Consider the following 25,238-nt stretch of genomic DNA (forward strand, 5'->3'; position numbering starts at 1 on the left):
CGCCGCAACATTGTATAGGCTCGGCGTCTTGTTCCCGCCCGAGGTCATGTCCGCTCATCCGCCGCCAAATGCCGCCGAACTGCGACAAGTCATGTTCGGGCTCGGCCTCGCCATGCTGCTCTCGGCCCTCGACCAGACGATTGTGGTCACCGCCATGCCGACCATCGCAGTGGATCTCGGCGACCCCCAGGACCTGCCTTGGATCGTGACGGCCTACCTCATCGCCGCGACGGTGGTGACGCCGCTCTACGGAAAATTCGCCGACGTCTATGGGCGGCGCATCGTCATCCTTGTCGGCGTCGCCACCTTCATGATCGGGTCAGTCGCCTGCGCTTTGGCGCCGAGCATGGCGGCGCTCGCGGGCGCGAGGGTCATTCAGGGGCTTGGCGGCGGCGGCCTGATCTCGCTCGGCCAGACGATCGTCGCCGATCTTGTCTCGCCCCGAGAGCGCGGCCGCTACCAATCCTATTTCGCCGCCGTGTTTATCACCTCGAGCATCGCCGGCCCGGCGCTCGGCGGTTTTTTTGCGCAATATTGGCATTGGTCGCTGATCTTCTGGATCAATCTGCCGCTTGGACTCGCGGCCTTCATCATCGTCAATGCGCGCTTGAAGCGCCTGCCCGAGCAGCGCCATCCGCACAGCGTCGACTATCTCGGCGCAATTTTGCTGATCGCGGCCTCCGGCGTTCTTGTCCTGGCGCTTGGCTGGGGCGGCGTTCGCTATCCTTGGCGCTCGGCGCCGATTGTCGGCCTGCTCGCCGTCTCGACCCTGGCCTGGGCCCTCTTCGCCTGGCGCACCGCGCGCGCCGAGGAGCCGCTCATTCCCTTGCGCATTCTCGGACTTGCAATTGTGCGCGACGCCATTTTCTCGAGCGCGTTTGGGATTGGCGCCTTCGTCGGACTTTCAGTCGTGATGCCGATCTATTTCGAAATCTGCAGCGGCATGAATGCGAGCGATTCGGGGCTGACGCTTATCCCGCTAATGGTCGGCACAGTCGCCGGCGCCACACTGTCCGGATGGTTGATGGCGCATGTGACGCATTATAAGGCGCCGCCGCTCCTGGGGCTTGGCGCGGGCTTCCTCGCCGCGCTCGGCGCGGCGGCGATGATGGGTACGGGTCGCTCGCTTCTTTTGCTCAACGCTTTGCTCACCGTCACGACTTTCGGGATTGGGGCGATGCTGCCGGTTGCGACAGTCTCGGTGCAGAACGTGGTCGATACGCGCGATCTCGGCACGGCGACCGCGTCGATGCAATTCTTCCGGCAGCTTGCGGCCGGCGCGATCGTCGCGCTTTTCGCTGCGCTGGCGATTGGCGGCGGCCGAGCGCAACTGCTCGAACAGCTGAAGACGGATGCCGACGGCGCCGCTTTGTTTTCGAGCTTCCGTCTCGTTTTCCTCGCGCTTGCCGTTTGCCTCGGTCTTTCCTTTATCTTCCTGGCGCGAATGGAGGAACGGCCGTTGCGCGGCGAACGACGCGCTTAGCTCGATTTTCGGCGCGGCTTTTCTATTTGCCCCCACGGCATGGAATTTTCTAGAAAGGTCGCGCCTTTCCACGCCGTAAGGACCCTTCCATGGCTTCTCTCAATAGTTTCAAGGCATGCCAGACGCTCGTCGTCGGAGACCGGTCCTATCAATATTTCTCGTTGAAAGCGGCGGAGGAAGACGGGCTTCGAGGCGTCTCCCGCCTGCCCTATTCGCTCAAGGTCGTCCTCGAAAATTTGCTGCGCAACGAAGACGGCCGTTCGGTCACCAAGGAGTCGATCGAAACCCTCGCCAAATGGCTTGAGGAAAAGGGCAAGACTGAACGCGAAATCGCCTTTCGGCCTGCGCGCGTGCTGATGCAGGATTTCACCGGCGTGCCGGCGGTCGTCGACCTCGCGGCGATGCGCGACGCGGTCGTCGCGCTCGGCGGGACCGCGCAGAAGATCAATCCCCTCGTGCCGGTCGATCTCGTCATCGATCATTCGGTGATCGTCGACAGCTTCGGAACGCCGCAGGCTTTCGCCCGTAACGTCGAGCTCGAATATGAGCGCAATGGCGAGCGCTACCGCTTTCTAAAATGGGGCCAGTCGGCTTTCGACAATTTCCGCGTCGTGCCGCCCGGCACCGGCATCTGCCATCAGGTCAATCTTGAATATCTCGGGCAGACCGTTTGGACGCGCACCGAGCGGATCGACGGCAAGACGGTCGAACTCGCTTATCCCGACACGCTGGTCGGCACCGATTCGCACACCACCATGATCAACGGCCTTGCCGTTCTCGGCTGGGGCGTCGGCGGCATCGAAGCGGAAGCCGCCATGCTCGGCCAACCGCTGTCAATGCTCGCGCCGGAAGTGATCGGCTTTAAGCTGACCGGCGCGCCCAAGGAAGGGGTGACGGCGACGGACCTCGTTCTGACCGTCACGCAGATGCTGCGCAAAAAAGGCGTGGTTGGAAAATTCGTGGAGTTCTTCGGCGACGGCCTCGATCATATGAGCCTCGCCGATCGCGCGACGATCGCCAATATGGCGCCTGAATATGGCGCGACCTGCGGCTTCTTTCCGATCGATCAGGAGACGCTTGCTTACTTGCGCATGTCGGGTCGGGCTGACGATCGGATCGCATTGATCGAAGCCTATGCGCGCGCGCAAGGAATGATGCGCGAAGCCGGCGCGGAGGATCCGGTATTCACCGATACGCTGACCCTGGACCTTGCGGAAGTGACTCCCTCGCTCGCCGGTCCGAAACGTCCTGAGAGCCGCGCATCGCTCGCTGAAGTCGGGTCGGCGTTCGTCAGCGCCCTTGCAACTGAATATAAAAAGGAGGATGGGCTCGGGCAGCGCTACGGCGTCGAAGATGAAAGCTTCGACCTCGGCCATGGCGACGTGGTCATCGCCGCCATCACCTCCTGCACCAACACTTCCAACCCGAGCGTGCTCATCGGCGCCGGACTGCTGGCGCGCAACGCGATCGCGCGCGGATTAAAGACGAAGCCTTGGGTGAAGACGTCGCTCGCGCCGGGCAGTCAGGTCGTGGCGCAATATCTCGCCAAGTCAGGACTGCAGAAATATCTCGACGATCTCGGCTTCAATCTCGTCGGCTTCGGCTGCACGACCTGTATCGGCAATTCAGGACCGCTGCCGCCGGCGATCTCAAAAACCATCAATGCGCATGACCTCGTCGCGGCGTCGGTGCTATCGGGCAATCGCAATTTTGAAGGTCGCGTCAATCCTGACGTCCAGGCGAATTACCTCGCCTCGCCGCCGCTCGTCGTCGCTTATGCGCTCGCCGGAACCATCGCCATCGATTTGACGAAAGAGCCGCTCGGACATGACAGCGCCGGCGCGCCCGTCTATCTGAGCGACATCTGGCCGGCGAATACGGAGATCGCGACCTTTGTCCGCGATCAGGTGACGCGCAATCTGTTTCGCGAAACTTACGCGAATGTCTTTTCGGGCGATGAGCATTGGCGCGGGGTCGAAGCGCCAAGCAGCGAGACTTATGGGTGGGACGATCAGTCCACCTATGTGCGCAACCCGCCTTATTTCGTTGGCTTGAAGCGCGAACCCAAGCCCATCGAAGACATTGTCGGCGCGCGTATCCTCGCGCTCTTTGGCGATAAGATCACCACCGATCACATCTCGCCCGCAGGTTCGATAAAGGCGGCTTCTCCCGCCGGCAAATGGCTCATCGAGCATGGCGTCGCGCCCGCCGACTTCAATCAGTACGGCACGCGCCGCGGCAATCACGAAGTGATGATGCGGGGCACGTTCGCCAACATCCGCATCAAGAACCACATCATGCGCGACGAGAATGGCCTCACGCCGGAAGGCGGATTGACCCGCCATTATCCGGGCGGCGAGATCATGTCGATCTATGACGCCGCCATGCGTTACGGAGCCGAGGGCGCGCCGCTCGTCGTTTTCGCCGGCGCCGAATATGGCAATGGCTCGTCTCGCGACTGGGCGGCGAAGGGCGCCATGCTGCTTGGCGTTCGCGCCGTGATCGCGAAGAGTTTCGAGCGCATCCACCGCTCCAATCTTGTAGGCATGGGCGTGTTGCCGCTCACCTTTGCCGAAGGGACAGGCTGGGACACGCTCGCCTTAAAGGGCGATGAGACCGTCACGATTCATGGCTTGCGCGAGGGACTTACGCCACGCAAGACATTGGTCGCTTCGATCTCCTTCCCGGATGGGTCCACCAAAACCGCGCCGCTACTCGCGCGCATCGATACGCTCGACGAATTAGAATACTTCAAGAACGGCGGCATTCTTCCATACGTGTTGCGACAACTCGCCCCTTAAAACTCGCAAAAAACGATTGACTCGCTTAAGGTCATCCGACAGCGTTGACGCGCTTTGCGTTGAATTCGGGCCGTTGCGGTTGGAATGCGTTCAACGCAACGCTCTAAAAAAAGAAAAAGTCACGACGCGAAGAAGAGGAAATCAACATATGACCAAATACGCCTTGGCGGCGGCCGCCGCCTTGTTTCTGACGATGACTGCGCCGTCGTTCGCTTTCGACGCCGCCGTCGGTCAGCGCGCGCCGAGCCAGGCGACCCGCATCAGCTGCGATACGCATGGCGAAGACGACCAGGCGGTTTGCGCCAGCAAGTGCGAGGACGCCTACCTTAAGGACCAGCAGGGCTGGACGGCGGACATGAGCAAGATCAAGTCGGCTAAAAAGGCTTGCGACGATAAGTGCGGCTGCCCGCAGAACTCGAAGAACCTCTAAAAGTCTCTTCAGTTTGAGCCCAAGCGGGCGCGCGAACATTCGCGCGCCCTTTTTTGTGATGCGCCAATCAAGTCGTTAGAATCATAATGTTATTTCGTTACCCAGCGTCCACTGTAACATGCGGCGGCGCGAACCGTCGTGGAAGTGACGCGCAATTGACATGAACGGCCACATACGACATCGTCCCGCCGCTTATTGCGTGAGGTGAGGCCGTTGCTGTTCAGGCGGGAGGGGTCAAGCGCAAGCGCAGGCTGGACGCCCAAAGGGCAAGTGAAGGAACCGACCAAATGAACAAATACGCCATTGTGACGGCGGCGGCTCTCGTCGTCGGCATGATCAGCCCGGCTTTCGCGGATTGCGACGTCCGCAACGCGGACGAGGACAAGCAGGCCAAATGCGCGCAGAAGTGCGACGATGAGTTCATCTCGCGCAAGATGAATTATGGCGCCAATCAAGCTGAGGTCGCCGCCAATAAGAAGGCTTGCGACGAGAAGTGCGGCTGCCCGCAGAACTCCAAGGGTCTCTGAGCCGAAGTTTTCGGACTGGAAAACGATATAAACCATTGGGCGCGCATTCATTGCGCGCCCACAATTTTTTAAGGACGCGTCTTACTGCGAGTAGACGTTGCCGTCCGGACCCTTCCACCCTTTAGGGTCCGCGTAGAAGCGATATTCCTCGTCAAAGCTCACCGTCGCGCCCGGCGGCACATATTGCTTCCCCTTGGGATCGACGCTGCGCGGCGCCGTCACATAATGTTTTCCGGCCGAGCAGCCTTCCGAATACTCTCCCGCGTCATTGGGCTTGCATTCGAGATTGGCGCCTTCGGGAAATTCGACCCGCGCATTGAAGAAAATCTCAAAGCCCTTTTCGCCCGTCGCATGCATTTCGAGAGCCTCGCTCATCGTCTGCTTGAATTCGATGATCTTGCCCGGCTTGTCGAATCGCTCCTTAAGCAGGTTTTCGAAGATCTGCCGCGCATGCGCCTCGGTCGGATCGCAGTTGCCGAACATGCAGAAAGCGTTGGCGGAATTTACGGATAGCGACGTTAGCGCCACCGCGACAATGAGCGTGATTAAAGCGCCTCGCATGATTTTCCTTCCCCTTCGTTTTATTGTTCGTCGCGTGAATGCGCCGCGTCGTTCTTAAGCTTATAGCATCTTATCGCGTCGCCGCTGCGCGTCTTCACTTAACGGTTGGGCGTCGTCGGATCGCCCCAGAGATCCTTCACCTGATCGAAGTGAATTGCAGGATCGTAGCCATCGGGCGTCAGGCCGAGCCATGCCGAAGAGAGGCGCCCCAAGGAGGAGAGCACGGCGTAGGACGCGACGACGCGGTCGCGTTGCGCCGCGACAAGGGCAATGCGCGCATAGAGCAATTCCTGCTGCGCGTTCAAGATTTCCAGCGTCGTGCGCTGACCGGCCTTGGCTTCTTCTCTAACGCCATAGAGCGCGCGCTCGGCGGCGGCAATCTGCGTTTGCGCCGCGGCGATTTGCGTCTTGGCGGCCTGCAGCGCGCCCCAATAGGCGCGCACCAGCGAGACTACTTCAGCGCGCGCAACGTCGACGTCGAAGCGGCGCTGGCCGGCGGTCTCCTTGGCCTGCCGCACGCGAGAGGACGTCAGGCCGCCCTCGTAAATCGGCACGTTGAGATGTCCGAGGATTTTGGCGCCCACGTTACGATTGCCGATACCGCTGAGGTCTGTCTGCGAAAAGACATCGCCGACAATCGAAAATTTCGGCATGAATTCCGATTCGAGCGCCTTAATGTCGAGCTCGGCGACATCGGCGTCGTGAAGAGCTGCGAGTATGAAGGGATGTTCGGTCTGCGCGATGTGCTCGGCTTCTTCGCGAGACTTCGGCAGCAATCGGTCGATCGGCGCGCCCGGCGCAAGCTTCGTCGGTTCGACTCCGACGGTCTTGCGATAGACGCCTATGCTGGCGTCCAGCGTCGCGCGCGCCGCGCTTGCCAGGGATTTTCCCGCCGCGAGCCGCGCTTCGGCCTGGGCGACGTCGGTCGGCGTGATCTGCCCATATTCATAGCGTTCGCGCGTCTGGCGCAATTGTTCCTTCAGGACCGCGACATTGCTTTCCTGAAGTTTGAGCGCCGCCGTGTCGCGCAAAACGTTCATATAGGCGGTGACGGCGTCGAATAAAACGCGCTGCTCGGTCAACCGCAGACGCTCGCGCCCGGCGAAGACGCCAGATTCCGCCGCGCGCGTTTCGTTTTGCGCCTTGAAGCCGTCGAATATCGGTTGTTCGACGGTCAAATGCGCGGACCGGGGAACGCTGGCGCCGTTCTGAATGTTCTTCGTGATCGAAGTATTGGTTGGATCGTTTACGTCGACGTCGCGCTGCTTCGTGACCAGGCGATTGCGTTGCACGCCGAGATAGGCGTCGCCCGTAACGCGTGGCCTCATGCCCGCCTGCGCCTGCGGCACTCTTTCGTCGATCGCGCGCAACTCCGCTCTGCTGGCGTTGAGCTGCGGATTGGCGTTATAGGCGCGGCACATCGCGCCCGTCAGGGTTTCGGCCTGCGCCGCGCCGCCGGTCGCCAAGAGGCAGATCACGATCGAGGCGACGCCGCGCATGCTCACCGGTCAGCCCCCGCTGGATTGCGAGGAAGTCGACTCCGGCGAACGACAAAAGAACGCGTATAGGGCCGGCAACACAACCAGCGTGAGGAGCGTCGCGCTGATCAGGCCGCCGATAACAACTGTCGCAATGGGTTTTTGCACTTCGGCGCCCGTGCCGGTCGCGAGCGCCATTGGCAGAAAGCCGAGCGACGCGACCAGCGCCGTCATGGCGACGGGACGCAGTCGCGTCATTGCGCCTTTGAAGATCGCTGGGCGCTCGGGCATGCCGCCGGCGATCAATTGCGAAATATAGGTGCGCATGACAAGGCCATTCAGCACCGCGACGCCTGATAGCGCAATGAAGCCCACGGCCGCCGAGACGGACATCGGCATGCCGCGCAGGAATAATGCGGCGACGCCGCCGGAAAGCGCCAGCGGCACCGCGGTGAACACCAGCAGCGCGTCGCGCACTGAGCCGAGGGCCGAATAGAGCAATATGAAAATCAGGAAAAAACAGATCGGCACGACGATCATCAAGCGTGCGCGCGCAGCGGCGAGATTTTCGAACTGGCCGCCCCAGGCGATCCAATAACCAGGCGGCAGAGTCACCTTCGATTCGATTTTCGCTCGCGCCTCGTCGACGACTGAGGCGATGTCGCGTCCGCGCACATTGGCGGTGACCACAACCCGGCGATGGCCGTTCTCGCGCGAAATCTGGTTCTGTCCGTCGACGATCGAAAATTTCGCCACTTGCTTGAGCAGCACGACAGGCGCGGCGCCGGCCGCCGAAGGAAGCGCGACGGGAATGGATTCTAGCGCCTGCGCGTCTTCGCGCAAATTATCCTGCAGACGAACAACAATGGGAAAGCGGCGGTCGCCTTCGAACACTACGCCTGCTCTCTGTCCGCCAATCGCTGCGCCGATCACGTCCTGCACCGCAGCGACGCTGAGGCCGAGGCGCGCGATCGCGGCCTTGTCGACTGCGACGTCGAGGATCGGCAATCCGACCACCTGTTCGACTTTCACGTCGGTCGCGCCCTTGACTGTATTGAGAATGCCGGCGATCTGATTGGCGGCTTTCAGCATGACGTCGAAATTATCGCCGAACACTTTCACGGCGATGTCGCCGCGCACGCCGGCGAGCAATTCATTGAAGCGCAGTTGAATGGGCTGCGTGAACTCATAAGCATTGCCTGGCAGTTGCGCGAGCCGCTTCTGCATCTTCTCAATAAGCGCCGTTTTATCGAGGCTGGGGTCAGGCCACTTCTCATGCGGCTTCAGCATAATGAAAGTGTCGGTCAGGTTCGGCGGCATCGGATCGGTTGCGATCTCCGCCGTGCCGGTCTTCGAGAAGACATAGTCGACCTCAGGGAAACTGCGCAACGCGCGTTCAATCTCGAACTGCATCGTCTGCGCCTGAGTGAGCGACGCGCTCGGGATTCGATTCGCCTGCATGGCGAGATTCTTTTCGTCGAGCGTTGGAACGAACTCTTCACCCAGCGTCAGATAGAGAAGCGCCGCGAGAACGAAGGCGCCGGCGCCGATAGCGATGGGCTTGAAAGGCGCCGCCATTGCCCATTGCAAGATCGGCTCATAGGCGCGTTTGAGCGCGCTGACGACGAAATTTTCAGATTCGCGCACGCGTCCTGAAAGCGCAATGGCGATCATCGCCGGAAAGAACGTCAGCGACAGAATGAATTCGGAAGCGAGCGCCATGATGACGGTCATCGCCATCGGATGGAACATCTTTCCTTCGACGCCCGAAAAGGTCAGGATCGGCACATAAACGAGAATGATGATCGCCTGTCCGTAGACGGTTGGACGCCGCATCTCGACCGCCGAGTCGATGACCGTCGTCAGCCGTTCCTCGAGCGTGAGGGCGCGGCCTAAGGCGTTCTGGCGCTGCGTCAGACGACGCAAGCAGTTCTCGGTGACGATAATCGCGCCGTCCGCGATCAATCCGAAATCGAGCGCGCCAAGGCTCATCAGATTGGCGCTGATCTTTCCGGCGTACATGCCAACGCCAAGCAGCAGCATCGTCAGCGGAATGACCATCGCCGTCACGAGCGCCGCTCGGAAATTGTCGAGCATCACGAAGAGCACGAGGATGACGAGCGCCGCGCCCTCGACGAGATTCAAAGCGACCGTCTTGATCGTGGCGTTGACGAGAAGCGTGCGGTTCAGAATCGTGCGCACTTCAATGCCGGGCGGCAGCAATCGCCGAATCTCGTTCATTTTGGCGTCGACCGCGCTCGACACTTCGCGGCTGTTGGCGCCGATCAGCATCAGCGCAGTGCCGATCACGACCTCTTCGCCATTCATGCTGGCGCTGCCCATGCGCAATTCGCGTCCGACGCCCACCTGTGCGATGTCCTCGACTCGGACTGGCGTGCCGCCGCGCGTCGAGACGACGACTTTAGCGATGTCATCCATCGACTCGAGGCGACCAGGGCTGCGCACGACGAGACCCTCGCCATTGCGTTCGACATAGCCGGCGCCGCGGCTGATGTTGTTGCGCTCGATAATGCCGGCGAGATCGGCGAAAGAGAGTCCGAGAGCGAAGATTTTCGCGGGGTCGGGCTGAACGTGATATTCCTTGATATAGCCGCCAAGCGAGTCGACGCCGGCGACTCCCGGAACAGTGCGCAGTTGCGGCCTGATGATCCAATCCTGCACGGTTCGCAGATAGGCAGTCCTTTCAAGCAGGGTCCGCAGCCTTTGCCCTTCCGGCGTCAGATAATCGCCATTGCGCTGCCAGCCCGGCTCCCCGTCGCGCGCCGGCTTCTCGTTGGCGTGCGGCGCATAGTCAACCGACCACATGTAAATTTCAGAAAGGCCAGTCGCGACCGGACCCATACGCGACTCGACGCCGGGAGGGAAATTCTCCTTGGCAACTGCGAGGCGTTCGCCGACCTGTTGGCGCGCGAAATAGATGTCCACGCCGTCGGCGAACACCGCAGTGACCTGACCGAAGCCGTTGCGCGAAAGCGAGCGGGTGTATTCGAGCCCGGGTATCCCCGCGATCGCGTTCTCGATCGGATAGGTGACTTGCTTTTCGATCTCAAAGGCGGAAAGCGCCGGCGCAAAGGCGTTGATCTGCACCTGATTGTTGGTGATGTCCGGCACGGCGTCGATCGGCAATCGCATAAGCGACCATACGCCAAGCGGTGCGGCGAGCGCCGTCAACAAAACGATAAGCCAACGGCTTCGGACCGAGAAGGCGATGAGATTCTTGAGCATCAGCCGCCGCCAGCGACAAGACTGTTCCTGGCGGCCTGTTGAAGCGCCGTCCAGAGAGTCGAGGAAGGATGGCTTTCGATCCGCATCATTCCGCCGGAATGTTCTGCTTGCCGAGCTCCGCCTTTAACAGAAAGACATTGGAGACGGCGATCTCCTCGCCTTGCTTCAGGCCGGAGACGACCTCAACCGAATCATCGTCGCCCCGTCCAAGTTCAACTTCGCGCTTTATAAATCCATCAGGCGTGCGCACGAAGACATTGGGATTCCCGTCAATCATCATCAGCGCCGCGCGTGGAATTTTCAGCTTCACCCGCACTTCCTTAAGGGAGACCTCGGCTTCAAGCAGGCTGCCAGGGCGCAGCGAGAAGTCTGGATTGGGAAAGCGCGCGAGAACATTTCCGGAGCGCGTCTCGCGCGTGATCATCGCGTTCACGTAGGTAATTTTGCCCTCGAAGGTTTTTCCTTCGGCGTTTTGGACGCGAACGTCCTGCCCCTCGCGCAACAGCCCGAGATCTGCGGCCGGGACCGCCAGTTCAACTTCGACGACGGAGAGGTCGGAGACGACGTAGAGTTCCTTCGCCTGGCCTTCGCCGCCGACCGGCTGTCCGACGCTGACCAGACGCTCGATAACGCGGCCCGCGATTGGCGAACGAATCTCCTTGCGGCGAAGATCGGCGATCGGCTGAGTCGGCAGAGCGGCGATTTCCTGCTCGCTCATGTCCAGCGCCGCGAGCTTTTGCCGCGCCAGATCGAGCTTCACTTTGGATTCCGTAAAGGCCGCCTTAGCCTTCAGAAAGAGTTGCTCTGCGGTGATCTTCTTTTCAAAGAGGCCCTTCTCGCGCTGATAAAGGATATTCTGCAGATCGAAGTTCGCCATCGCCGCGAGATATTCGCTTTTCGCCTCGGCGACTTCCCGCGAATCGATGATCGCGATGGTTTCGCCGCGCGCGACGCTGTCGCCGAGGCGCTTACGAAGTTCTTCGACGACGCCTGCGACTTTGGCGGCGACCCGCGCGACTCGGTCAGGATCGGGCTTGACGGCGCCGGGGGCGGTGAGCTGACGCGCGATAACGCCAGGACCAACCGCTTTTAGAGAGATTTTCGATGTCTCGATCTGAGCGGCCGAAAGCCGGATTTCGCCGTCGGGGCGTTCGGGCGCGGTCGCTTCGCTTTGGCGGTCGGGCGCGACGCGGTTACGCACGGCGCTTAAGAGCGACGGCAGCGCGGCGCCGATCGCAACGCTCGCGAGGAGAGCGAGAACGAGAACGGACCTTTTCCGGATCATGGTTGCTAAGTCGGCTCCGTCACGAGCGGTCTGGAAGGCGTAGCATTGGCGCGCCGCTCGAGCCATTGTCCGCCGCCGTGAAAGTGGGGATATCGAACGTCGGCGTGATTCTCTTTTTCCCTTAAAGGAGTTGGTCGCGCCGGTCCATGCGCGCCGACGCGGCCCTTTTTCGCATATGCTTTGGTTTAAAAAAAGGAAAGCCCGGCCGAGGGACCGAGCTTCGTTCGCGAGCGCCTTTCTGAGCGTCAGGACTCAGTATTTGGCGAGCACTGGCCCAACAGAGAAGGGATTGAAACGCCAGTTCACGCCGGCGCGCACTGTTTGCCAGCGAACCGGCGAGACATGGCTCGCGACGAAGACAGTGTCGGCTAAGGAGGGCGTGAAGCTCGCTAAGTTCTGCGTGGCGGAGCCAAGGTCAGTGTAGAGGTATTCGACTTTAAGCGACCATGACGGAAAGGAGAGTGGGGACCACTCGACGCCGCCGCCGGCCGTCCAGCCGGTCCTGACCTCGTTTAACAGCGAGCGGCCAAACTGCACGCCGCCAGGAGGAAGAGGCGAATTGGCGACGCTGACGGCGTTGTTGACTCCGCCATAGGCGAAGCCGCCGGCGCCATAGACCAGCACGTTCGGCCATGACGGCAAAACCAAACCGGCGCGGCCGCGAATAGAGCCGAACCAGTCGACGGCGTTCACGGAGTTGATGGAGGAAAAGTCTCCCAGGAACAGTCCTTTGACCGGAACATTGCGCTGCGCATGGAGGTCCGTCCCTTGTATGTCGGCCTCTCCGCCGAGCACAAGCCAAGGCGAAACTTGCCAGTTAAAGCCGATTTGGCCGCCGCCAAGGACGCCGTTCAGATTTTGACCGAAACTCCAAAACGCGGCGCTCGGGGGATCGCCGATGAATGGGTCCAAAAGTGCGCCCGTCTCGGCGCCGCCGGCGCCAAAGCCATAGCCGATGTTCACGCCCCCATAAAAACCTGTCCAGGTGAAAGCCAGCGGAGGCGTCGGCGCAGGCGCCTTATAGCTTGGGAGGTCGGCGCCGAAGCATGATCCTGCGATCGCCAAGGAGAGGCCTATGCCGAGAGGCAATTTGATCATGGTGACTCTTTCAAAACAGTTTCCTGACAGTCGCCGCCGCTTGTGCGGTGATAAAATCTGCAAACAGTGGTTTGCAACGAAAACGCGCTCGTTCCATCATGCTCGAGAGGATTTTGTGGTCAGCGTGGCAATTCCGCATCAGTTGAATTTTGCGGCGACGGATGAGCGATCGAGATCATGAATCGCCGCGCTCTTTGCGCAGTCGCTCCCAATATTCGAGGCGCTTGGCGATCTCACGCTCGAATCCGCGCTCGACCGGCCTGTAGAACTTTTGTGGCGAAAGCGCATCGGGCCAGTAGTTTTGTCCCGAGAAGGCGTCGGGCGAATCGTGATCATATTCGTAGCCCGCGCCATAGCCCTCTTCGCGCATCAGGTTCGTCGGCGCGTTGAGGATGATTTTGGGTGGCATGAGCGAGCCCTTTTCCTCCGCGACGCGTTGCGCGCGCTTGAAGGCGACATAGGTGGCGTTGGATTTGGGAGCGGTCGCCACATAGATGACCGCCTGCGCCAGCGCGAGTTCGCCCTCGGGACTGCCGAGAAAATCGTAAGCCTCCTTGGCGGCGTTGGCGACGACGAGCGCTTGCGGATCGGCAAGACCAATGTCTTCGACGGCCATGCGCACGACGCGCCTTGCGAGAAACAGCGGATCTTCGCCGGCGGCGAGCATGCGCGCGAGATAGTACAGCGCGGCGTCTGGGTCCGAGCCGCGGACGCATTTATGCAGCGCGCTGATAAGATTGTAGTGGCCTTCCTGCGCCTTGTCGTAGATTGGCGCGCGGCGCTGGACGATTTCGACGAGTCCCGTTCGATCGAAGATTTCGCTGGGCTTCGCCGCGCGCCAGATCTCCTCGGCGAGCGTCAACGCAGCGCGGCCGTCGCCATCCGCCATGCCGACGAGCGCTGCGCGCGCGTCGGAGTCGAGCGGCAAGGGTTTGCCTTCGGCGTGTTCCGCGCGTTTGAGAAGTTGTTCGATCGCAGCCTCGTCAAGCGCCTTGAAGGTCATCACGCGCGCGCGGGAAAGCAGCGCCGCGTTGAGTTCGAAGGAGGGGTTTTCCGTCGTCGCGCCGACGAGCGTGATCGTGCCGTCCTCCATCACCGGCAGAAAGGAATCCTGTTGCGCGCGATTGAAACGGTGAATCTCGTCGACGAAGAGCAGAGTCCCCTGGCCGGCGGCGCGTCGGGCGCGCGCCGTCTCAAAGGTTTTTTTCAAATCCGCGACGCCGGAGAAGATCGCCGAAATCTGCACGAAGGCGAGTTTGGTGTCGTGCGCGAGCAGCCGCGCGACCGTGGTCTTGCCGGTGCCTGGCGGCCCCCAGAAAATGAGCGAACCAAGTGAGCCCGAGCGAATGAGCCGCGTCAGCGCGCCATCGGGTCCAAGCAGGTGATCCTGGCCTGCGACCTCCTCGAGACGCGTCGGCCGCAATCGATCCGCAAGCGGACGCGGCGCGTCGTCTTCGAGCTTTGCGGCTTGGAACAGGTCAGACATCGCCACTGATTAACATAGCGACGCGGCTCGCTTGTGAGAATCTCGGAAAAGCGCGATCTCGCGCGGCAACCGAATTCTTAATCGGCGTAGCGGATTCTTTTCCAGGTCATGCCCGCGCTTGTCGCGGTTATGACGTCTTATGGCGCGCCGCCAACGGCGCCAAATGCGCGCGGTGGATGGCCGGGTCAAGCCCGGCCGTGACGGTTGGAAAAGATTTAGGAGTCGACGACCATCCCGGCAACGCTGAGGCGCAGCCGCTAATGCAGGCTAGCTGATCTCGACGATCCGCGCGCTGTGGTGGATCACCTCCGCCTTATCGCCGACGGACTTGCCCATCAGCGCCTTGGCGAGTGGCGCGACGTAGGGAATCAGTCCTTTTGTCGGATCGGCTTCATCTTCGCCGACGAGGCGGAAGCTGCGGCGCTCGCCGCCCTCGAGTTCGACGATGACGTGGTGGCCGAATCGGACCGCCGAATGATCGGCGATCGGGCGGATGACCTCGGCGCTCGCCCGGCGCGCCGTCCAATAGCGCAGATCGCGCTGCGCGAGCGCCAGCGCATGATTGTCTTCGCTCGCGGTCGCGCGTTCGATCTCCTTTTGCAGGCGCGCAAGTTCGCCTTCAATCTGTTCAAGGCCCTCGGGCGTCACAAGGTTGCGATGCGGGCTGATCGGCCGGTCTGGCAGATCCTCGCGCGGATTGTCGTCGTCCTGTTCCTTGGTGAAAGCCGAACTCATGCGTATCTAACCCTTGGTTCGCCGCGCCGACGCGGGCGAGCATCCTCAACAAAAATAAATCGGCCCAAGTGGGCCGTTCGCCGGCATTAGAGCCGAGACGGGCGCGCTTGTCGAGAAATCGACGTCACGATGCGACGATTTGCGCTCTTTTGAAGGAGCTTAGCTTCGTCCCCTCACAGGCCAAGCTCGGAAAGACCCGGATAATCGGCAGCGGCGGTCGCGACATGGGAGTGGTCCTCCTTGGGACGAAATCCTATCAACCTGCGTTCTGCGCCTGAAGGTTCAGGCCCATGTCGATCACGACGCGGCCGCGAATCTTGCCATTCACGATCGAGCGGGCGCGCGCCAACGCCTCGTCGAAAGGGATGGTCTCGCTCATGGCGTCGATCACGGCTGGATCGAGATCCTCCGCGATTCGCGCCCAGGCCGCTCGTCGCAAGGCAATGCGCGGGCGAACGCTCTCGACGCCGAGCAGCGAAACGCCGCGCAGAATGAAAGGCGCGAGATTCGCTGGCAGCTCCATGCCGCCGACGTTGCCGCAGGCGGCGATTGCGCCGTCGAAGCGCGTCTGCGCCAGAAGATTGGCGAGCGTGACGCCGCCAACGGTGTCAATTCCAACCGCGAAGCGCTGCGTCTGCAGCGGTTTTCCCGGCGCGGCAAGTTCTTCGCGGGCGATGATTTCGGCTGCCCCGAGGCGTTTCAAATAATCGCCTTCGCTGGCGCGTCCGGTGACCGCGGCGACGCGCCAGCCGGCCTTGGCGAGCAGGGCGACGGCGAAAGAGCCGACGCCGCCCGCCGCGCCCGTTACAACGGCAAGTCCGTCCTGCGGGCGGGCCCCATGACGCTCTAGAGCAAGCGCGCAGAACATCGCTGTCAATCCCGCGGTGCCGACCGCCATCGCGCGCGCGGGCGTCAGCGGCGGGGGAAGTTTCGCAAGCCAATCTCCCGAAAGGCGCGCCTTCTGAGCAAAGCCTCCGTAATGGGCTTCGCCGAGGCCGCATCCCGTCGCAACCACGATGTCTCCCCTCGCAAATTCAGGATGGGCGGAGCGCGACACGCGGCCAGCAAAGTCGACGCCGGGGATCATGGGGAAGCGGCGCACGACCGGTCCATTGCCGGTCACGGCGAGACCGTCCTTATAGTTGATCGCCGAGAAAGCGACATCCACGTCGACGTCGCCATCCATCAGGTCGCGCTGATGCATGACGACGTATTCGGCGTGTTGGCCGTCATTGTTCTTGTCGATGCGAATGGCCCGGAATTCGGTCACGTCGTTTGCCGCCTCCTCGAGAAGCGCCAAACAGCGCCTCCATCGAATAAAGTTAAAAAAAGAAAACATTGCGCGGTCACGGCCGTAAAGGCGAAAATGGCCTCGGATCAACTATGCAGAATAATGCTGACTCAATAGTGCACAATATTCCTTGATGAAATGGTGCCAGTCTGTTAGGCACATCGCAAGTAACGGTGGGGGCGCGATTCTATGCAGCGAAGCATTGATCGTGGGCGTTGGGGGCAGCGCCCATCTCAAAAGGAAGTGGTGAGCAATCCGATGAATCAGACCAACAACATTGAGCTCGCAGCCGACATCGTCTCCGCCTATGTGAGCAACAACTCAGTCCCCGCCGGAGATTTGCCCGGACTTATCAACGAGGTTTACAACGCATTGCTGCGCGTTGGCGTCGGCTCCGCGGTTACGCCGACCGAGCCGCCAAAGCCCGCCGTTCCCGTCAAGCGGTCGGTGAGCAACGATTACATCATCTGCCTTGAGGACGGAAAGAAGTTCAAGTCGCTCAAGCGCCATCTGCGCACGCAATATAGTCTCTCGCCTGAAGACTATCGTGAAAAGTGGGGCCTTCCCGCGGACTATCCGATGGTTGCGCCCAATTACGCAAAAGCGCGGTCTAACCTCGCCAAGCAAATGGGACTCGGCCAGCAGCGCCGGCGGCGCGGGAAGTAAAAAAGGCGGCCAATTGGCCGCCTTTTTTCTAATTGACCTAAAATCGGCGCCGTTCGCCCGACGGCGGCGTGCTGCACGCGAGAAGCGAGATCAGCTCTCCTCGTCGCTCTCGATGTCGCCGTCGATCAATCCGGAAACGTCGTCGTCGCCTTCTTCCTCTTCGAGGAAAGTGTCGTCTTCGGACTCGCCGGCCTCAATCTCGACATCGTCCTCGACATCGATCGTTTCCGCTGCGGTCTCCGTTTCCTCGACTTCTTCAAGCGACACGGTTTCAGCGTTCTCTTTTTCGACTTCGCCTTCTTCTTCTTCCACGACGCGCGCCGTCGAGCGCGTCAGCGCTGCGACTTGGTAGATCGCGCCGCATTTGGGACAGGCGATCGGGTCCTTGTTCAAGTCGTAAAATTTCGTCCCGCAGGACTGACATTGGCGTTTGGCGCCGAGTTCCGGTTTTGCCACGGTCGATTGGTCCTCGAGAAACAGCGTGGGAACGCCCCGCCTACAGTGAGAGACTGTGTGGGCGCTCCGGTTAGTGGCGTCCTGCGTCGCTGTCAAATGGGAAATGCAATGTCTTCGCGCCCATTGCCAATCGGGGCGCGGATTGGCATAGAATCGAGCCTATGCGGGTGTAGCTCAATGGTAGAGCAGCAGCCTTCCAAGCTGAATACGAGGGTTCGATTCCCTTCACCCGCTCCAGCCTGTTTCTGAGCGTTTCTTCGACCAGCGAGATCAGTCTGTCGAATGGCGGCGGGTGGCCGCCTACCGCGACGGTTCTGGACGAAGTCCCCAAATACTTCCGCCGCACGCTAGCGAATCGGCGCTCGCCGTTAACCAGTCTTACGCGCTTCGGCAGGGGGACGACTAATCGATACGGCAGCCGGTCGCGTCTGCGTCCTTGCGGCGCGATCCCGTAATCGTCCCAGAGAAGGACGGCGCGTTAATCTGAAGGGCGGGTTTCGCACCGCACGGGTCACGTCAACGCCAAGGCGCAAATCTTCCACAGCGCGGAAACCGCGCCGGAACGCAATATCAACTCGAATGAATAGCTGATTCGTGCCTGCTGCGTTCCCGGTTGATCCCAAAGCTTAACAGCAGCACCCGCAAAAGGGCCAATCTTCGCCGTTGACAGAACCGGCGAAAAGAGTCCGAGGGCGACCTTCCCGAGACGCGCTTCCGCCGCGACCATGGCGAGGCCAATCTGCAATTTGTGGTGTTTCGGTTTTGCCCAGCGTCCATATATTGTTGGAACAGAGCGTGACTCGCCGAGAGTCAGCGATTCGGGCGCGATTCGTTCGCAGGCTGTTCAGAAGGTAAAGTCGCGCCTTGCTCTGAGTTTCGATATGAAACGAGGGCGCGCCGCAGCGCGCGGCAGGCAGCAAAGAAGAATATGACCGTCGCGCCGTCTTACCCGGCGACCCGCGCCGCCCCTCGCGCGAGGCCGTTCGACAGGGGCGTCGCAGCGGTTCTCGGCCCAACCAACACGGGAAAGACGCATCACGCCATCGAGCGGATGCTGTCCTTTTCTTCCGGCGTGATCGGCCTGCCTCTCCGCCTGCTGGCGCGCGAAGTTTATAATCGTGTGGCCGAGCGCATTGGCGCCGACAATGTCGCGCTCGTCACTGGCGAGGAAAAAATCAAACCGCGCGCGCCAGCCTATTGGGTGGCGACCGTCGAAGCGATGCCGCGCGACGTCGAGCCGGATTTCCTCGCCATCGACGAAATTCAGCTCGCCGCAGATCTCGATCGCGGCCACATTTTCACCGACCGGCTGCTGAACTGGCGTGGACGCCAGGAAACTCTCCTCATTGGCGCCGCCACGATGGCCCCGCTTATTACAGACCTCTTTCCTGGCGCGCCGATCTTCACGCGCCCCAGGCTTTCGGAGCTTTCCTTCGCCGGCGTCAAGAAAATCTCAAGACTGCCGCCGCGCACGGCCATCGTCGCCTTTTCGGCTGAAGAGGTCTATGCGGTCGCGGAGCTGATCAAGCGTCAGCGCGGCGGGGCGGCGGTCGTGCTCGGCGCGCTGTCGCCGCGCACGCGCAATGCGCAGGTCGAGCTCTATCAAAGCGGCGACATCGACTATATTGTCGCGACCGACGCCATCGGCATGGGCCTCAACCTCGATGTCGATCATGTCGCCTTCGCGTCCGATCGCAAATTCGACGGACTTCGCCACAGGCGGCTGACGCCGGCGGAATTCGGACAGATTGCCGGCAGAGCGGGTCGCCATATGAGCGACGGCTTTTTCGGCGCGACGGGCCGCTGCCCGCCTTTCGAAGAGGATTTGGTCGAGGCTTTGGAGGATCACCGCTTCGATCCGGTAAAGACATTGCAATGGCGCAACAGCGTTCTCGATTTTTCGTCAATTGACGCGCTGGTCCATTCGCTCGACAAGGCGCCATCGCATCCCGATCTCATTCGCGCGCGCGTCGCGGACGATCAAAGGGCGCTGGAAGCTGTGAGCCGCGATGAGATCGCACGCCGCAACGCAAAGACGGCAGCTGATGTCGCGCGGCTTTGGGAGGCCTGCCAGATCCCCGACTACCGAAAGACTTCGCCCGCCGCTCACGCCGAGCTGGCGCTTGCCGTCTTCGCTTTCATCGCGCGGCGTGGAAAGATTCCGGAAGACTGGATGGCGCGGCAGATCGAGGCGGTCGACCGCATCGACGGCGACATTGCGACTCTTTCAAACCGCCTCGCGCAAGTGCGCACCACAAGTTTCATCGCCAACCGTTCTGGCTGGCTTGACGACTCCGAGCATTGGCAGAGCGTCGCGCGTCGGGTAGAGGACAGCATATCCGACGCGTTGCACGATCGACTGACGCAGCGTTTCGTCGATCGCCGCACCAGCGTGCTGGTGCGCCGCTTAAGAGAGAACGCGATGCTTGAAGCCGAAATCAACGCCGCCGGCGACGTCATGGTCGAAGGCCAGCACGTCGGAAGCCTTCAGGGATTTCGCTTCACGCCCGATCCTGGCGCGGTCGGCGAAGCGGCGAAGACGCTGAACGCCGCGGCGCAGAAGGCGCTCGCTGGAGAATTCGAGGCTCGAGCGACGCGCGTGTTCGACGCGGTCGACGACGCATTTGCGCTCGGCAATGACGGGCTCATTCGCTGGCTCGGGGAGCCCGTGGCGAAGATCGCCGCCGGCGCCGGCGCGCTGTCGCCGACGACGCGCATTCTCGCCGACGAACAGGTCACCGGGCCGGCTCTGGAGAAGGTCAAGCAGCGCCTCGATCTCTGGCTCGCGCAACACGTCAAGAAACTGCTCGGCCCTCTCGAACAGCTCGAAAAAGGCGGGGGTCTGGAAGGGGTGACGCGCGGCGTCGCCTTTCAGCTTGCGGAAGAACTGGGCGTGCTGGACCGCGCACGCGTCGCAAAGGAAGTGAAGGGCTTCTCACAGGAGGACCGCGGCGCGTTGCGCAAGCTCGGCGTGCGTTTCGGGGCCTATCACATTTACCTGCCAGCGCTTCTTAAGCCGGCGCCGCGAGCGCTTTCTGCGTTGCTGTGGGCGTTGCATCACGGCGGGCTCGAAAATGTGAAGGGTCTTGAAGAGGTGCCGCATCTTGCCGCCTCCGGACGCACGTCTTTCGCCGCCGACGCGTCTATCCCCAAAGGATTCTATCGCGCGGCTGGCTTTCGGGCGTGCGGCGAGCGCGTCGTGCGAGTCGATATTCTGGAGCGCCTCGCCGATCTCATTCGGCCGGCGGTCGCCTACCGTCCTGGGCTCACGGCGGGGGCGCCGCCGCCCGGCGCGGCCGACGCCGACGGCTTCGTCGTCACCGTCGCGATGACCTCGCTGACCGGCTGCTCCGGCGAGGCTTTCTCCTCGATCCTCAAATCTCTGGGCTATGCGTCGATGCAACGTCCCGGACCCGCGATCACCGTGGCTCTTGTGCCGGCGGCTCCGATGGAGCCGGTGACGCCAAAAACTGGAACTTGCGAGCAGGAAGCGCCAAGCGAGCAAATCCAGGCGGAAAGCGCGGCGCAGGCGCCTGCGCCCGCTGAAGCGGAGCCCGAGGTCGAGGAGGAGCCGGCGGCGTCAACTGAAGAAGCCCCGGTTGAGACGTCTGCGACCGCCGAAGCGCCAATAACGGAAGCGCCAACGTCGCTCTTCCTTGAAGAAGCAGCGGTTGCGGCAGACGACCCACAGGAATCCGCCGCGCCGGCTGAAGCGCAGGGAGAGACCGCGCCGACCGCGCCCGAAATGATTGAGGTCTGGCGTCCTCAGCGCCACGCCCATTCCGGCCCCCGGAGTCGCGAAGCCGGCGCGCCTCACACGCGAGGCCAGGGCGCCGATGAGAAACGTCCGCCGCGCCGCGACTATCGTCCGCGGACTGAAGCGCCGAGCAAAGAGGCGCGCCCCGCCGGAAAGCCGCGCCCCGAGGGCCGTCCGCCGCGCGAGGATGCTCGAGCCCGGAGACCTGGAGGCTTCGGCCCGTCGGAGCGGCGCGAGCGTCAGCCAGATCCGGATTCGCCTTTCGCCAAGCTTGCCGCGCTCAAGGCCGAGCTTGAAAAAAAGGGCAAATAGCGGCGCCTACGCATGTGGCGCCAGCTTCGCCATTGTATTGCCAATAGTCGCGTGGACAACTATCGCAGCCCGGGGGCGGGCGTGGCCAAGGCCAAGTTGTTAGAGGGGCTTATGACAAAAATTTTGCCCGTGATCATGTGCGGAGGATCTGGGACGCGGGTTTGGCCCGAGTCGCGCGAGACCCTGCCGAAGCAATTCATCCCACTCGTGGGCGAACGCTCGACCTTCCAGACGACTCTCGCCATGCTCGACGACCCTGCCTTCGAACGACCGGTCGTCATCTCCAACTTCGACTATCGCTTTCTTGTCGCCGACCAGCTGCGCGAGATTGGCGCGCAAGCCGACGTCGTGCTCGAGCCGTCGCGCCGGGACTCGGGGCCCGCAGTGGCTGTGGCGGCGGGCCTTGCCGCACGCCGGTCGCCCGACACCGTGGTCGTCGTGCTCGCCGCAGATCATGTGGTGCGCGATCCCGAGGGCCTCGTCGATCTCTGCAAACGCGCAAGCGCCGCGGCGGCCGAGGGCTATATCGTGACGCTTGGCGTCAAGCCTGACGGCCCGGCGACGGGATATGGCTATCTGCGCCCCGGCGCGCCGCTCGAGTCTTGTTGCGACGTCTACAAGCTCGACGCCTTTGTCGAAAAGCCGGATCGCGAAACCGCGCAGGACTATATCGACGCCGGCTATTACTGGAACAGCGGCAACTTCATCTTCCGCGCCGACGTGATGCAGTCGGAAATCGCGCAATTCGAGCCGGGCATTTTCGCCGCCGCCGAAGCCGCGATCGAAACGGCGCGCCAGGACCTCGGCTTCATGATTCTGAACGCCGAAGCCTTCGCGCATGCGCCGAAGAAATCCATCGATTACGCCGTGATGGAGAAGACCGAAAAGGCGGCGCTTATTCCCGCCGACATCGGCTGGTCCGACGTCGGCACCTGGCGCGCGGTATGGGAATTGTCGGAGCGCGATGAATTCGGCAATTCGGTGCGCGGGCACGGCGTCGTCATGGATGCGCGCAACGTCCATGTGCGCTCGGAGGACACGCTGACCACGGTCGTCGGCGTCGATGACATCATCGTCGTGACGACGCAGGACGCGGTGCTGGTGCTCAGCCATGAGCACGGCGATCAGGTCAAACAGCTTGTCGACGAGCTGCGCAGCAAGAACCGGCGCGAGGCCGGCGAACATAAGCGCATCTTCCGGCCCTGGGGCTATTATCAAGGCATTGACGAAGGCCAGCGCTATCAGGTGAAGCGCATCGTGGTGAAGCCGGGCCAGCGCCTGTCGCTGCAAAAGCATTTCCACCGCGCCGAACATTGGATCGTGGTGCGCGGCACGGCGGAAGTGGGCCGCGACGAGGAGACCCATCTCGTTCACGAGAATGAGTCGATCTATCTGCCGATCGGTTGCCGGCATCGTCTGATCAACCCCGGCAAGATCGATTTGGAGCTTATCGAAGTGCAGACTGGCTCCTATCTTGGCGAAGACGACATCGTCCGCTTCGAGGACGCCTATAATCGGGGTTAAGTTTTTTGCAGTTTAGCCGCGTCATGGCCGGCTTTGAGCCGGCCATCCACGTTTGGGGTGCGCTAATTCTGCAAATTGCAGCAGCGGCTCGGCGTGGGTGGCCGCGACAAGCGCGGCCATGACGCGGCAAACGATCGTAAAAATCTGTGGTCTTTCCTCGCCGGAGACGCTTCTCGCGTCGATCGACGCTGGGGCCGATATGGCCGGCTTCGTTTTTTTCGAGAAAAGCCCGCGCCACATCGATCTTGAGACCGCCCGCACGCTCGGTCTTCTCGCGCAAGGGCGCATCGGCAAAGTGGCGCTGACCGTCGATGCCGACGACGCGGCGCTTCAAGAAATCATCAACGCGCTCGCGCCCGACTATCTGCAGCTTCATGGCAAGGAAACGCCAGCGCGCGTCGCTGAGGTGAAGGCGCATTTTGGTCTGCCTGTGATCAAGGCGGCAGGCGTGGCGACGGCCCCTGACGTCGAGGCGGCGCGCGCCTACGAAGGCGTCGCGGACGTCATCCTATTCGACGCCAAGCCTGCGCCGAATGCAGCCGTGCCCGGCGGCGCCGGCGTCGCTTTCGACTGGGACCTGCTGAGCGACGTTACGGCGAAGCGCTGGATGCTGTCGGGCGGGCTCGATCCCGACAATATCGCTGAGGCGATGCGCATCAGCGGCGCGCGCGCCGTCGACGTCTCCTCCGGCGTCGAGCGCGAACGTGGCGTGAAGGACGCGGGGAAGATCAGGGCTTTTGTGAAGGCCGCTCGGCTTTCATAGGGGCGCATGACGGTTTAAGACTGCGCCGACGCAGACCGAGGACACCCGTGAACAAGCCGCTTCCCAATTCCTTCCGCGCCGGTCCCGATGAAAACGGCCGCTTCGGCATTTTCGGCGGGCGTTTCGTCGCCGAGACGCTCATGCCGCTCGTGCTCGACCTCGAAACGGCCTACGAGAAGGCCAAGAACGATCCGGCCTTTCATGAAGAGCTGCAAGGGCTCCATAAACATTATGTCGGGCGCCCGTCGCCGCTCTATTTCGCCGAGCGCATCACCGAACATGTTCGCGAGAAGGCGGAAGAGGGCAAAGGCGCCAAGGTCTATTTCAAGCGCGACGAGCTCAATCACACCGGCGCGCATAAGATCAACAATGTGCTTGGGCAGATTCTGCTCGCGCGGCGCATGGGCAAGAAGCGCATCATCGCCGAGACGGGCGCCGGCCAGCATGGCGTCGCGACCGCCACCGCCTGCGCGCGTTTCGGACTCGACTGCGTCGTCTACATGGGCGCGGTCGACGTCGAGCGGCAGAAGCCGAATGTCTTCCGCATGAAGATGCTCGGCGCTGAAGTCATTCCCGTTCAGTCGGGCGCGCGCACGCTGAAGGACGCGATGAACGAAGCGCTGCGCGACTGGGTGACCAATGTCGCCAACACTTTCTATTGCATCGGCACGGTAGCGGGACCGCATCCCTATCCGGCGATGGTGCGCGACTTTCAGTCGATCATCGGCAACGAGACGCGCGTCCAGATACAGGAAGCGGAAGGGCGCCTGCCGGATTCACTCGTCGCCTGCATCGGCGGCGGCTCCAACGCCATGGGCCTGTTTCATCCTTTCCTCGACGACGCCAGCGTCGAGATTTACGGAGTGGAGGCGGGCGGCCATGGGATCGACGTGCCGAACGGCCATGCCGCCTCGCTCACCGGCGGGCGTCCGGGCGTTCTTCACGGCAACCGCACTTATCTTTTGATGGACGACGACGGCCAGATTCTCGAGGGCCATTCGATTTCGGCGGGATTGGATTACCCTGGCATCGGGCCTGAACATTCGTGGCTGCATGAGATCGGCCGCGTAAAATATCTGAACGCGACCGACAAGGAAGCGCTCAACGCCTTTCAACTCTGCTCGAAGCTCGAAGGCATTATCCCGGCGCTCGAGCCCTCGCATGCGCTCGCCAAAGTGTTCGAACTCGCGGCGCAGAAGCCGCGCGATCATCTGATGGTGATGAATATGTGCGGCCGCGGCGACAAGGACATTTTCACGGTCGCCGAGCATCTCGGCGGAATGTGACTCAAGCGCCCTCATCCTGAGGAGGCGGCAGAGCCGCCGTCTCGAAGGAAGAG

Annotated in this window: 18 protein-coding genes and 1 tRNA gene; 10 read left to right on the plus strand and 9 right to left on the minus strand. The window is 61.9% G+C overall.

Translation table 11 applies throughout. The features are described from left to right. Positions 1-46 precede the first annotated feature (46 nt). From FEV16_RS09100 to FEV16_RS09115, 4 genes are all read left to right on the plus strand, one after another. Positions 47-1,483, plus strand: coding sequence for an MFS transporter (locus FEV16_RS09100; protein ID WP_138167313.1), 1,437 nt, complete (start codon positions 47-49; stop codon positions 1,481-1,483). Between the two features lie 89 nt (positions 1,484-1,572). After that, the gene (acnA, locus tag FEV16_RS09105; RefSeq protein ID WP_138167314.1) at positions 1,573-4,284 is read left to right on the plus strand and encodes an aconitate hydratase AcnA; all 2,712 of its coding nucleotides are present in this window, start codon (positions 1,573-1,575) and stop codon (positions 4,282-4,284) included. 148 nt (positions 4,285-4,432) lie between these two features. Further along, on the plus strand, positions 4,433-4,714 hold the full coding sequence (locus tag FEV16_RS09110) for a hypothetical protein (RefSeq protein WP_138167315.1): 282 nt from the start codon (positions 4,433-4,435) through the stop codon (positions 4,712-4,714). Between the two features lie 287 nt (positions 4,715-5,001). Beyond that, entirely contained in the window at positions 5,002-5,241 is a 240-nt protein-coding gene (locus FEV16_RS09115) for a hypothetical protein (RefSeq protein WP_138167316.1), read from the plus strand. A gap of 81 nt (positions 5,242-5,322) precedes the next feature. Here FEV16_RS09115 and FEV16_RS09120 read toward each other — a convergent pair whose 3' ends face one another. From FEV16_RS09120 to FEV16_RS09155, 8 genes are all read right to left on the minus strand, one after another. Continuing rightward, positions 5,323-5,802, minus strand: a complete 480-nt coding sequence (locus FEV16_RS09120) for a hypothetical protein (protein ID WP_138167317.1) — start codon at positions 5,800-5,802, stop codon at positions 5,323-5,325. 98 nt (positions 5,803-5,900) lie between these two features. Next, a complete protein-coding gene (locus tag FEV16_RS09125; protein WP_171015185.1) occupies positions 5,901-7,301 on the minus strand; it encodes a TolC family outer membrane protein in 1,401 nt (466 codons plus the stop codon). 9 nt (positions 7,302-7,310) lie between these two features. Next, complete coding sequence (locus tag FEV16_RS09130; RefSeq protein ID WP_138167319.1) at positions 7,311-10,526, minus strand: CusA/CzcA family heavy metal efflux RND transporter; 3,216 nt, start codon at positions 10,524-10,526, stop codon at positions 7,311-7,313. An 85-nt stretch (positions 10,527-10,611) separates the two neighbouring features. Continuing rightward, the gene (locus FEV16_RS09135) at positions 10,612-11,811 is read right to left on the minus strand and encodes an efflux RND transporter periplasmic adaptor subunit (RefSeq protein WP_138167320.1); all 1,200 of its coding nucleotides are present in this window, start codon (positions 11,809-11,811) and stop codon (positions 10,612-10,614) included. 252 nt (positions 11,812-12,063) lie between these two features. Beyond that, on the minus strand, positions 12,064-12,909 hold the full coding sequence (locus FEV16_RS09140) for an outer membrane beta-barrel protein (RefSeq protein ID WP_138167321.1): 846 nt from the start codon (positions 12,907-12,909) through the stop codon (positions 12,064-12,066). 175 nt (positions 12,910-13,084) lie between these two features. Beyond that, a complete protein-coding gene (locus tag FEV16_RS09145; protein WP_138167322.1) occupies positions 13,085-14,395 on the minus strand; it encodes a replication-associated recombination protein A in 1,311 nt (436 codons plus the stop codon). A 267-nt stretch (positions 14,396-14,662) separates the two neighbouring features. Next, a complete protein-coding gene (greA, locus tag FEV16_RS09150) occupies positions 14,663-15,130 on the minus strand; it encodes a transcription elongation factor GreA (protein WP_138167323.1) in 468 nt (155 codons plus the stop codon). A 256-nt stretch (positions 15,131-15,386) separates the two neighbouring features. Next, complete coding sequence (locus tag FEV16_RS09155; RefSeq protein WP_138167462.1) at positions 15,387-16,400, minus strand: MDR family oxidoreductase; 1,014 nt, start codon at positions 16,398-16,400, stop codon at positions 15,387-15,389. A gap of 279 nt (positions 16,401-16,679) precedes the next feature. Here FEV16_RS09155 and FEV16_RS09160 point away from each other — a divergent pair, with 279 nt between their 5' ends. After that, the gene (locus FEV16_RS09160) at positions 16,680-17,087 is read left to right on the plus strand and encodes a MucR family transcriptional regulator (RefSeq protein ID WP_138167463.1); all 408 of its coding nucleotides are present in this window, start codon (positions 16,680-16,682) and stop codon (positions 17,085-17,087) included. Positions 17,088-17,177: 90 nt separating this feature from the next. Here the strand turns inward: FEV16_RS09160 and FEV16_RS09165 are convergent, their stop codons facing one another. Beyond that, on the minus strand, positions 17,178-17,543 hold the full coding sequence (locus FEV16_RS09165) for a TIGR02300 family protein (protein ID WP_138167324.1): 366 nt from the start codon (positions 17,541-17,543) through the stop codon (positions 17,178-17,180). A 163-nt stretch (positions 17,544-17,706) separates the two neighbouring features. Between FEV16_RS09165 and FEV16_RS09170 the strand changes: the two genes are divergently transcribed. The 5 genes from FEV16_RS09170 to trpB all read left to right on the plus strand — a co-directional run bounded on the left by FEV16_RS09170 (position 17,707) and on the right by trpB (position 25,185). Further along, a tRNA-Gly gene (locus FEV16_RS09170) sits at positions 17,707-17,780 on the plus strand. 691 nt (positions 17,781-18,471) lie between these two features. Continuing rightward, positions 18,472-21,612 carry a helicase-related protein gene (locus tag FEV16_RS09175; RefSeq protein WP_138167325.1) on the plus strand — a complete coding sequence of 1,047 codons (3,141 nt, stop codon included), beginning with the start codon at positions 18,472-18,474 and terminating at the stop codon, positions 21,610-21,612. A gap of 111 nt (positions 21,613-21,723) precedes the next feature. After that, entirely contained in the window at positions 21,724-23,136 is a 1,413-nt protein-coding gene (locus FEV16_RS09180) for a mannose-1-phosphate guanylyltransferase/mannose-6-phosphate isomerase (RefSeq protein WP_138167326.1), read from the plus strand. Between the two features lie 118 nt (positions 23,137-23,254). After that, a complete protein-coding gene (locus tag FEV16_RS09185; RefSeq protein ID WP_138167327.1) occupies positions 23,255-23,899 on the plus strand; it encodes a phosphoribosylanthranilate isomerase in 645 nt (214 codons plus the stop codon). A 47-nt stretch (positions 23,900-23,946) separates the two neighbouring features. After that, positions 23,947-25,185 carry a tryptophan synthase subunit beta gene (gene trpB / locus FEV16_RS09190; RefSeq protein ID WP_138167328.1) on the plus strand — a complete coding sequence of 413 codons (1,239 nt, stop codon included), beginning with the start codon at positions 23,947-23,949 and terminating at the stop codon, positions 25,183-25,185. Positions 25,186-25,238: the final 53 nt, after the last annotated feature.

The sequence above is a fragment of the Methylocystis sp. B8 genome (genome assembly GCF_005771425.1).
Classification (GTDB): domain Bacteria; phylum Pseudomonadota; class Alphaproteobacteria; order Rhizobiales; family Beijerinckiaceae; genus Methylocystis.

What these genes read in the sequence shown, in the direction of transcription:
- FEV16_RS09175 (WP_138167325.1), top strand. Translation starts at nt 18,472, where the DNA reads ATGACCGTCGCGCCGTCTTACCCGGCGACCCGCGCCGCCCCTCGCGCG.
- FEV16_RS09115 (WP_138167316.1), top strand. Translation starts at nt 5,002, where the DNA reads ATGAACAAATACGCCATTGTGACGGCGGCGGCTCTCGTCGTCGGCATG.
- acnA (WP_138167314.1), top strand. Translation starts at nt 1,573, where the DNA reads ATGGCTTCTCTCAATAGTTTCAAGGCATGCCAGACGCTCGTCGTCGGA.
- FEV16_RS09110 (WP_138167315.1), top strand. Translation starts at nt 4,433, where the DNA reads ATGACCAAATACGCCTTGGCGGCGGCCGCCGCCTTGTTTCTGACGATG.
- FEV16_RS09180 (WP_138167326.1), top strand. Translation starts at nt 21,724, where the DNA reads ATGACAAAAATTTTGCCCGTGATCATGTGCGGAGGATCTGGGACGCGG.
- FEV16_RS09145 (WP_138167322.1), bottom strand. Translation starts at nt 14,395, where the DNA reads ATGTCTGACCTGTTCCAAGCCGCAAAGCTCGAAGACGACGCGCCGCGT.
- FEV16_RS09130 (WP_138167319.1), bottom strand. Translation starts at nt 10,526, where the DNA reads ATGCTCAAGAATCTCATCGCCTTCTCGGTCCGAAGCCGTTGGCTTATC.
- FEV16_RS09100 (WP_138167313.1), top strand. Translation starts at nt 47, where the DNA reads ATGTCCGCTCATCCGCCGCCAAATGCCGCCGAACTGCGACAAGTCATG.
- greA (WP_138167323.1), bottom strand. Translation starts at nt 15,130, where the DNA reads ATGAGTTCGGCTTTCACCAAGGAACAGGACGACGACAATCCGCGCGAG.
- FEV16_RS09140 (WP_138167321.1), bottom strand. Translation starts at nt 12,909, where the DNA reads ATGATCAAATTGCCTCTCGGCATAGGCCTCTCCTTGGCGATCGCAGGA.
- FEV16_RS09135 (WP_138167320.1), bottom strand. Translation starts at nt 11,811, where the DNA reads ATGATCCGGAAAAGGTCCGTTCTCGTTCTCGCTCTCCTCGCGAGCGTT.
- FEV16_RS09125 (WP_171015185.1), bottom strand. Translation starts at nt 7,301, where the DNA reads ATGCGCGGCGTCGCCTCGATCGTGATCTGCCTCTTGGCGACCGGCGGC.
- FEV16_RS09160 (WP_138167463.1), top strand. Translation starts at nt 16,680, where the DNA reads ATGAATCAGACCAACAACATTGAGCTCGCAGCCGACATCGTCTCCGCC.
- FEV16_RS09185 (WP_138167327.1), top strand. Translation starts at nt 23,255, where the DNA reads ATGACGCGGCAAACGATCGTAAAAATCTGTGGTCTTTCCTCGCCGGAG.
- FEV16_RS09120 (WP_138167317.1), bottom strand. Translation starts at nt 5,802, where the DNA reads ATGCGAGGCGCTTTAATCACGCTCATTGTCGCGGTGGCGCTAACGTCG.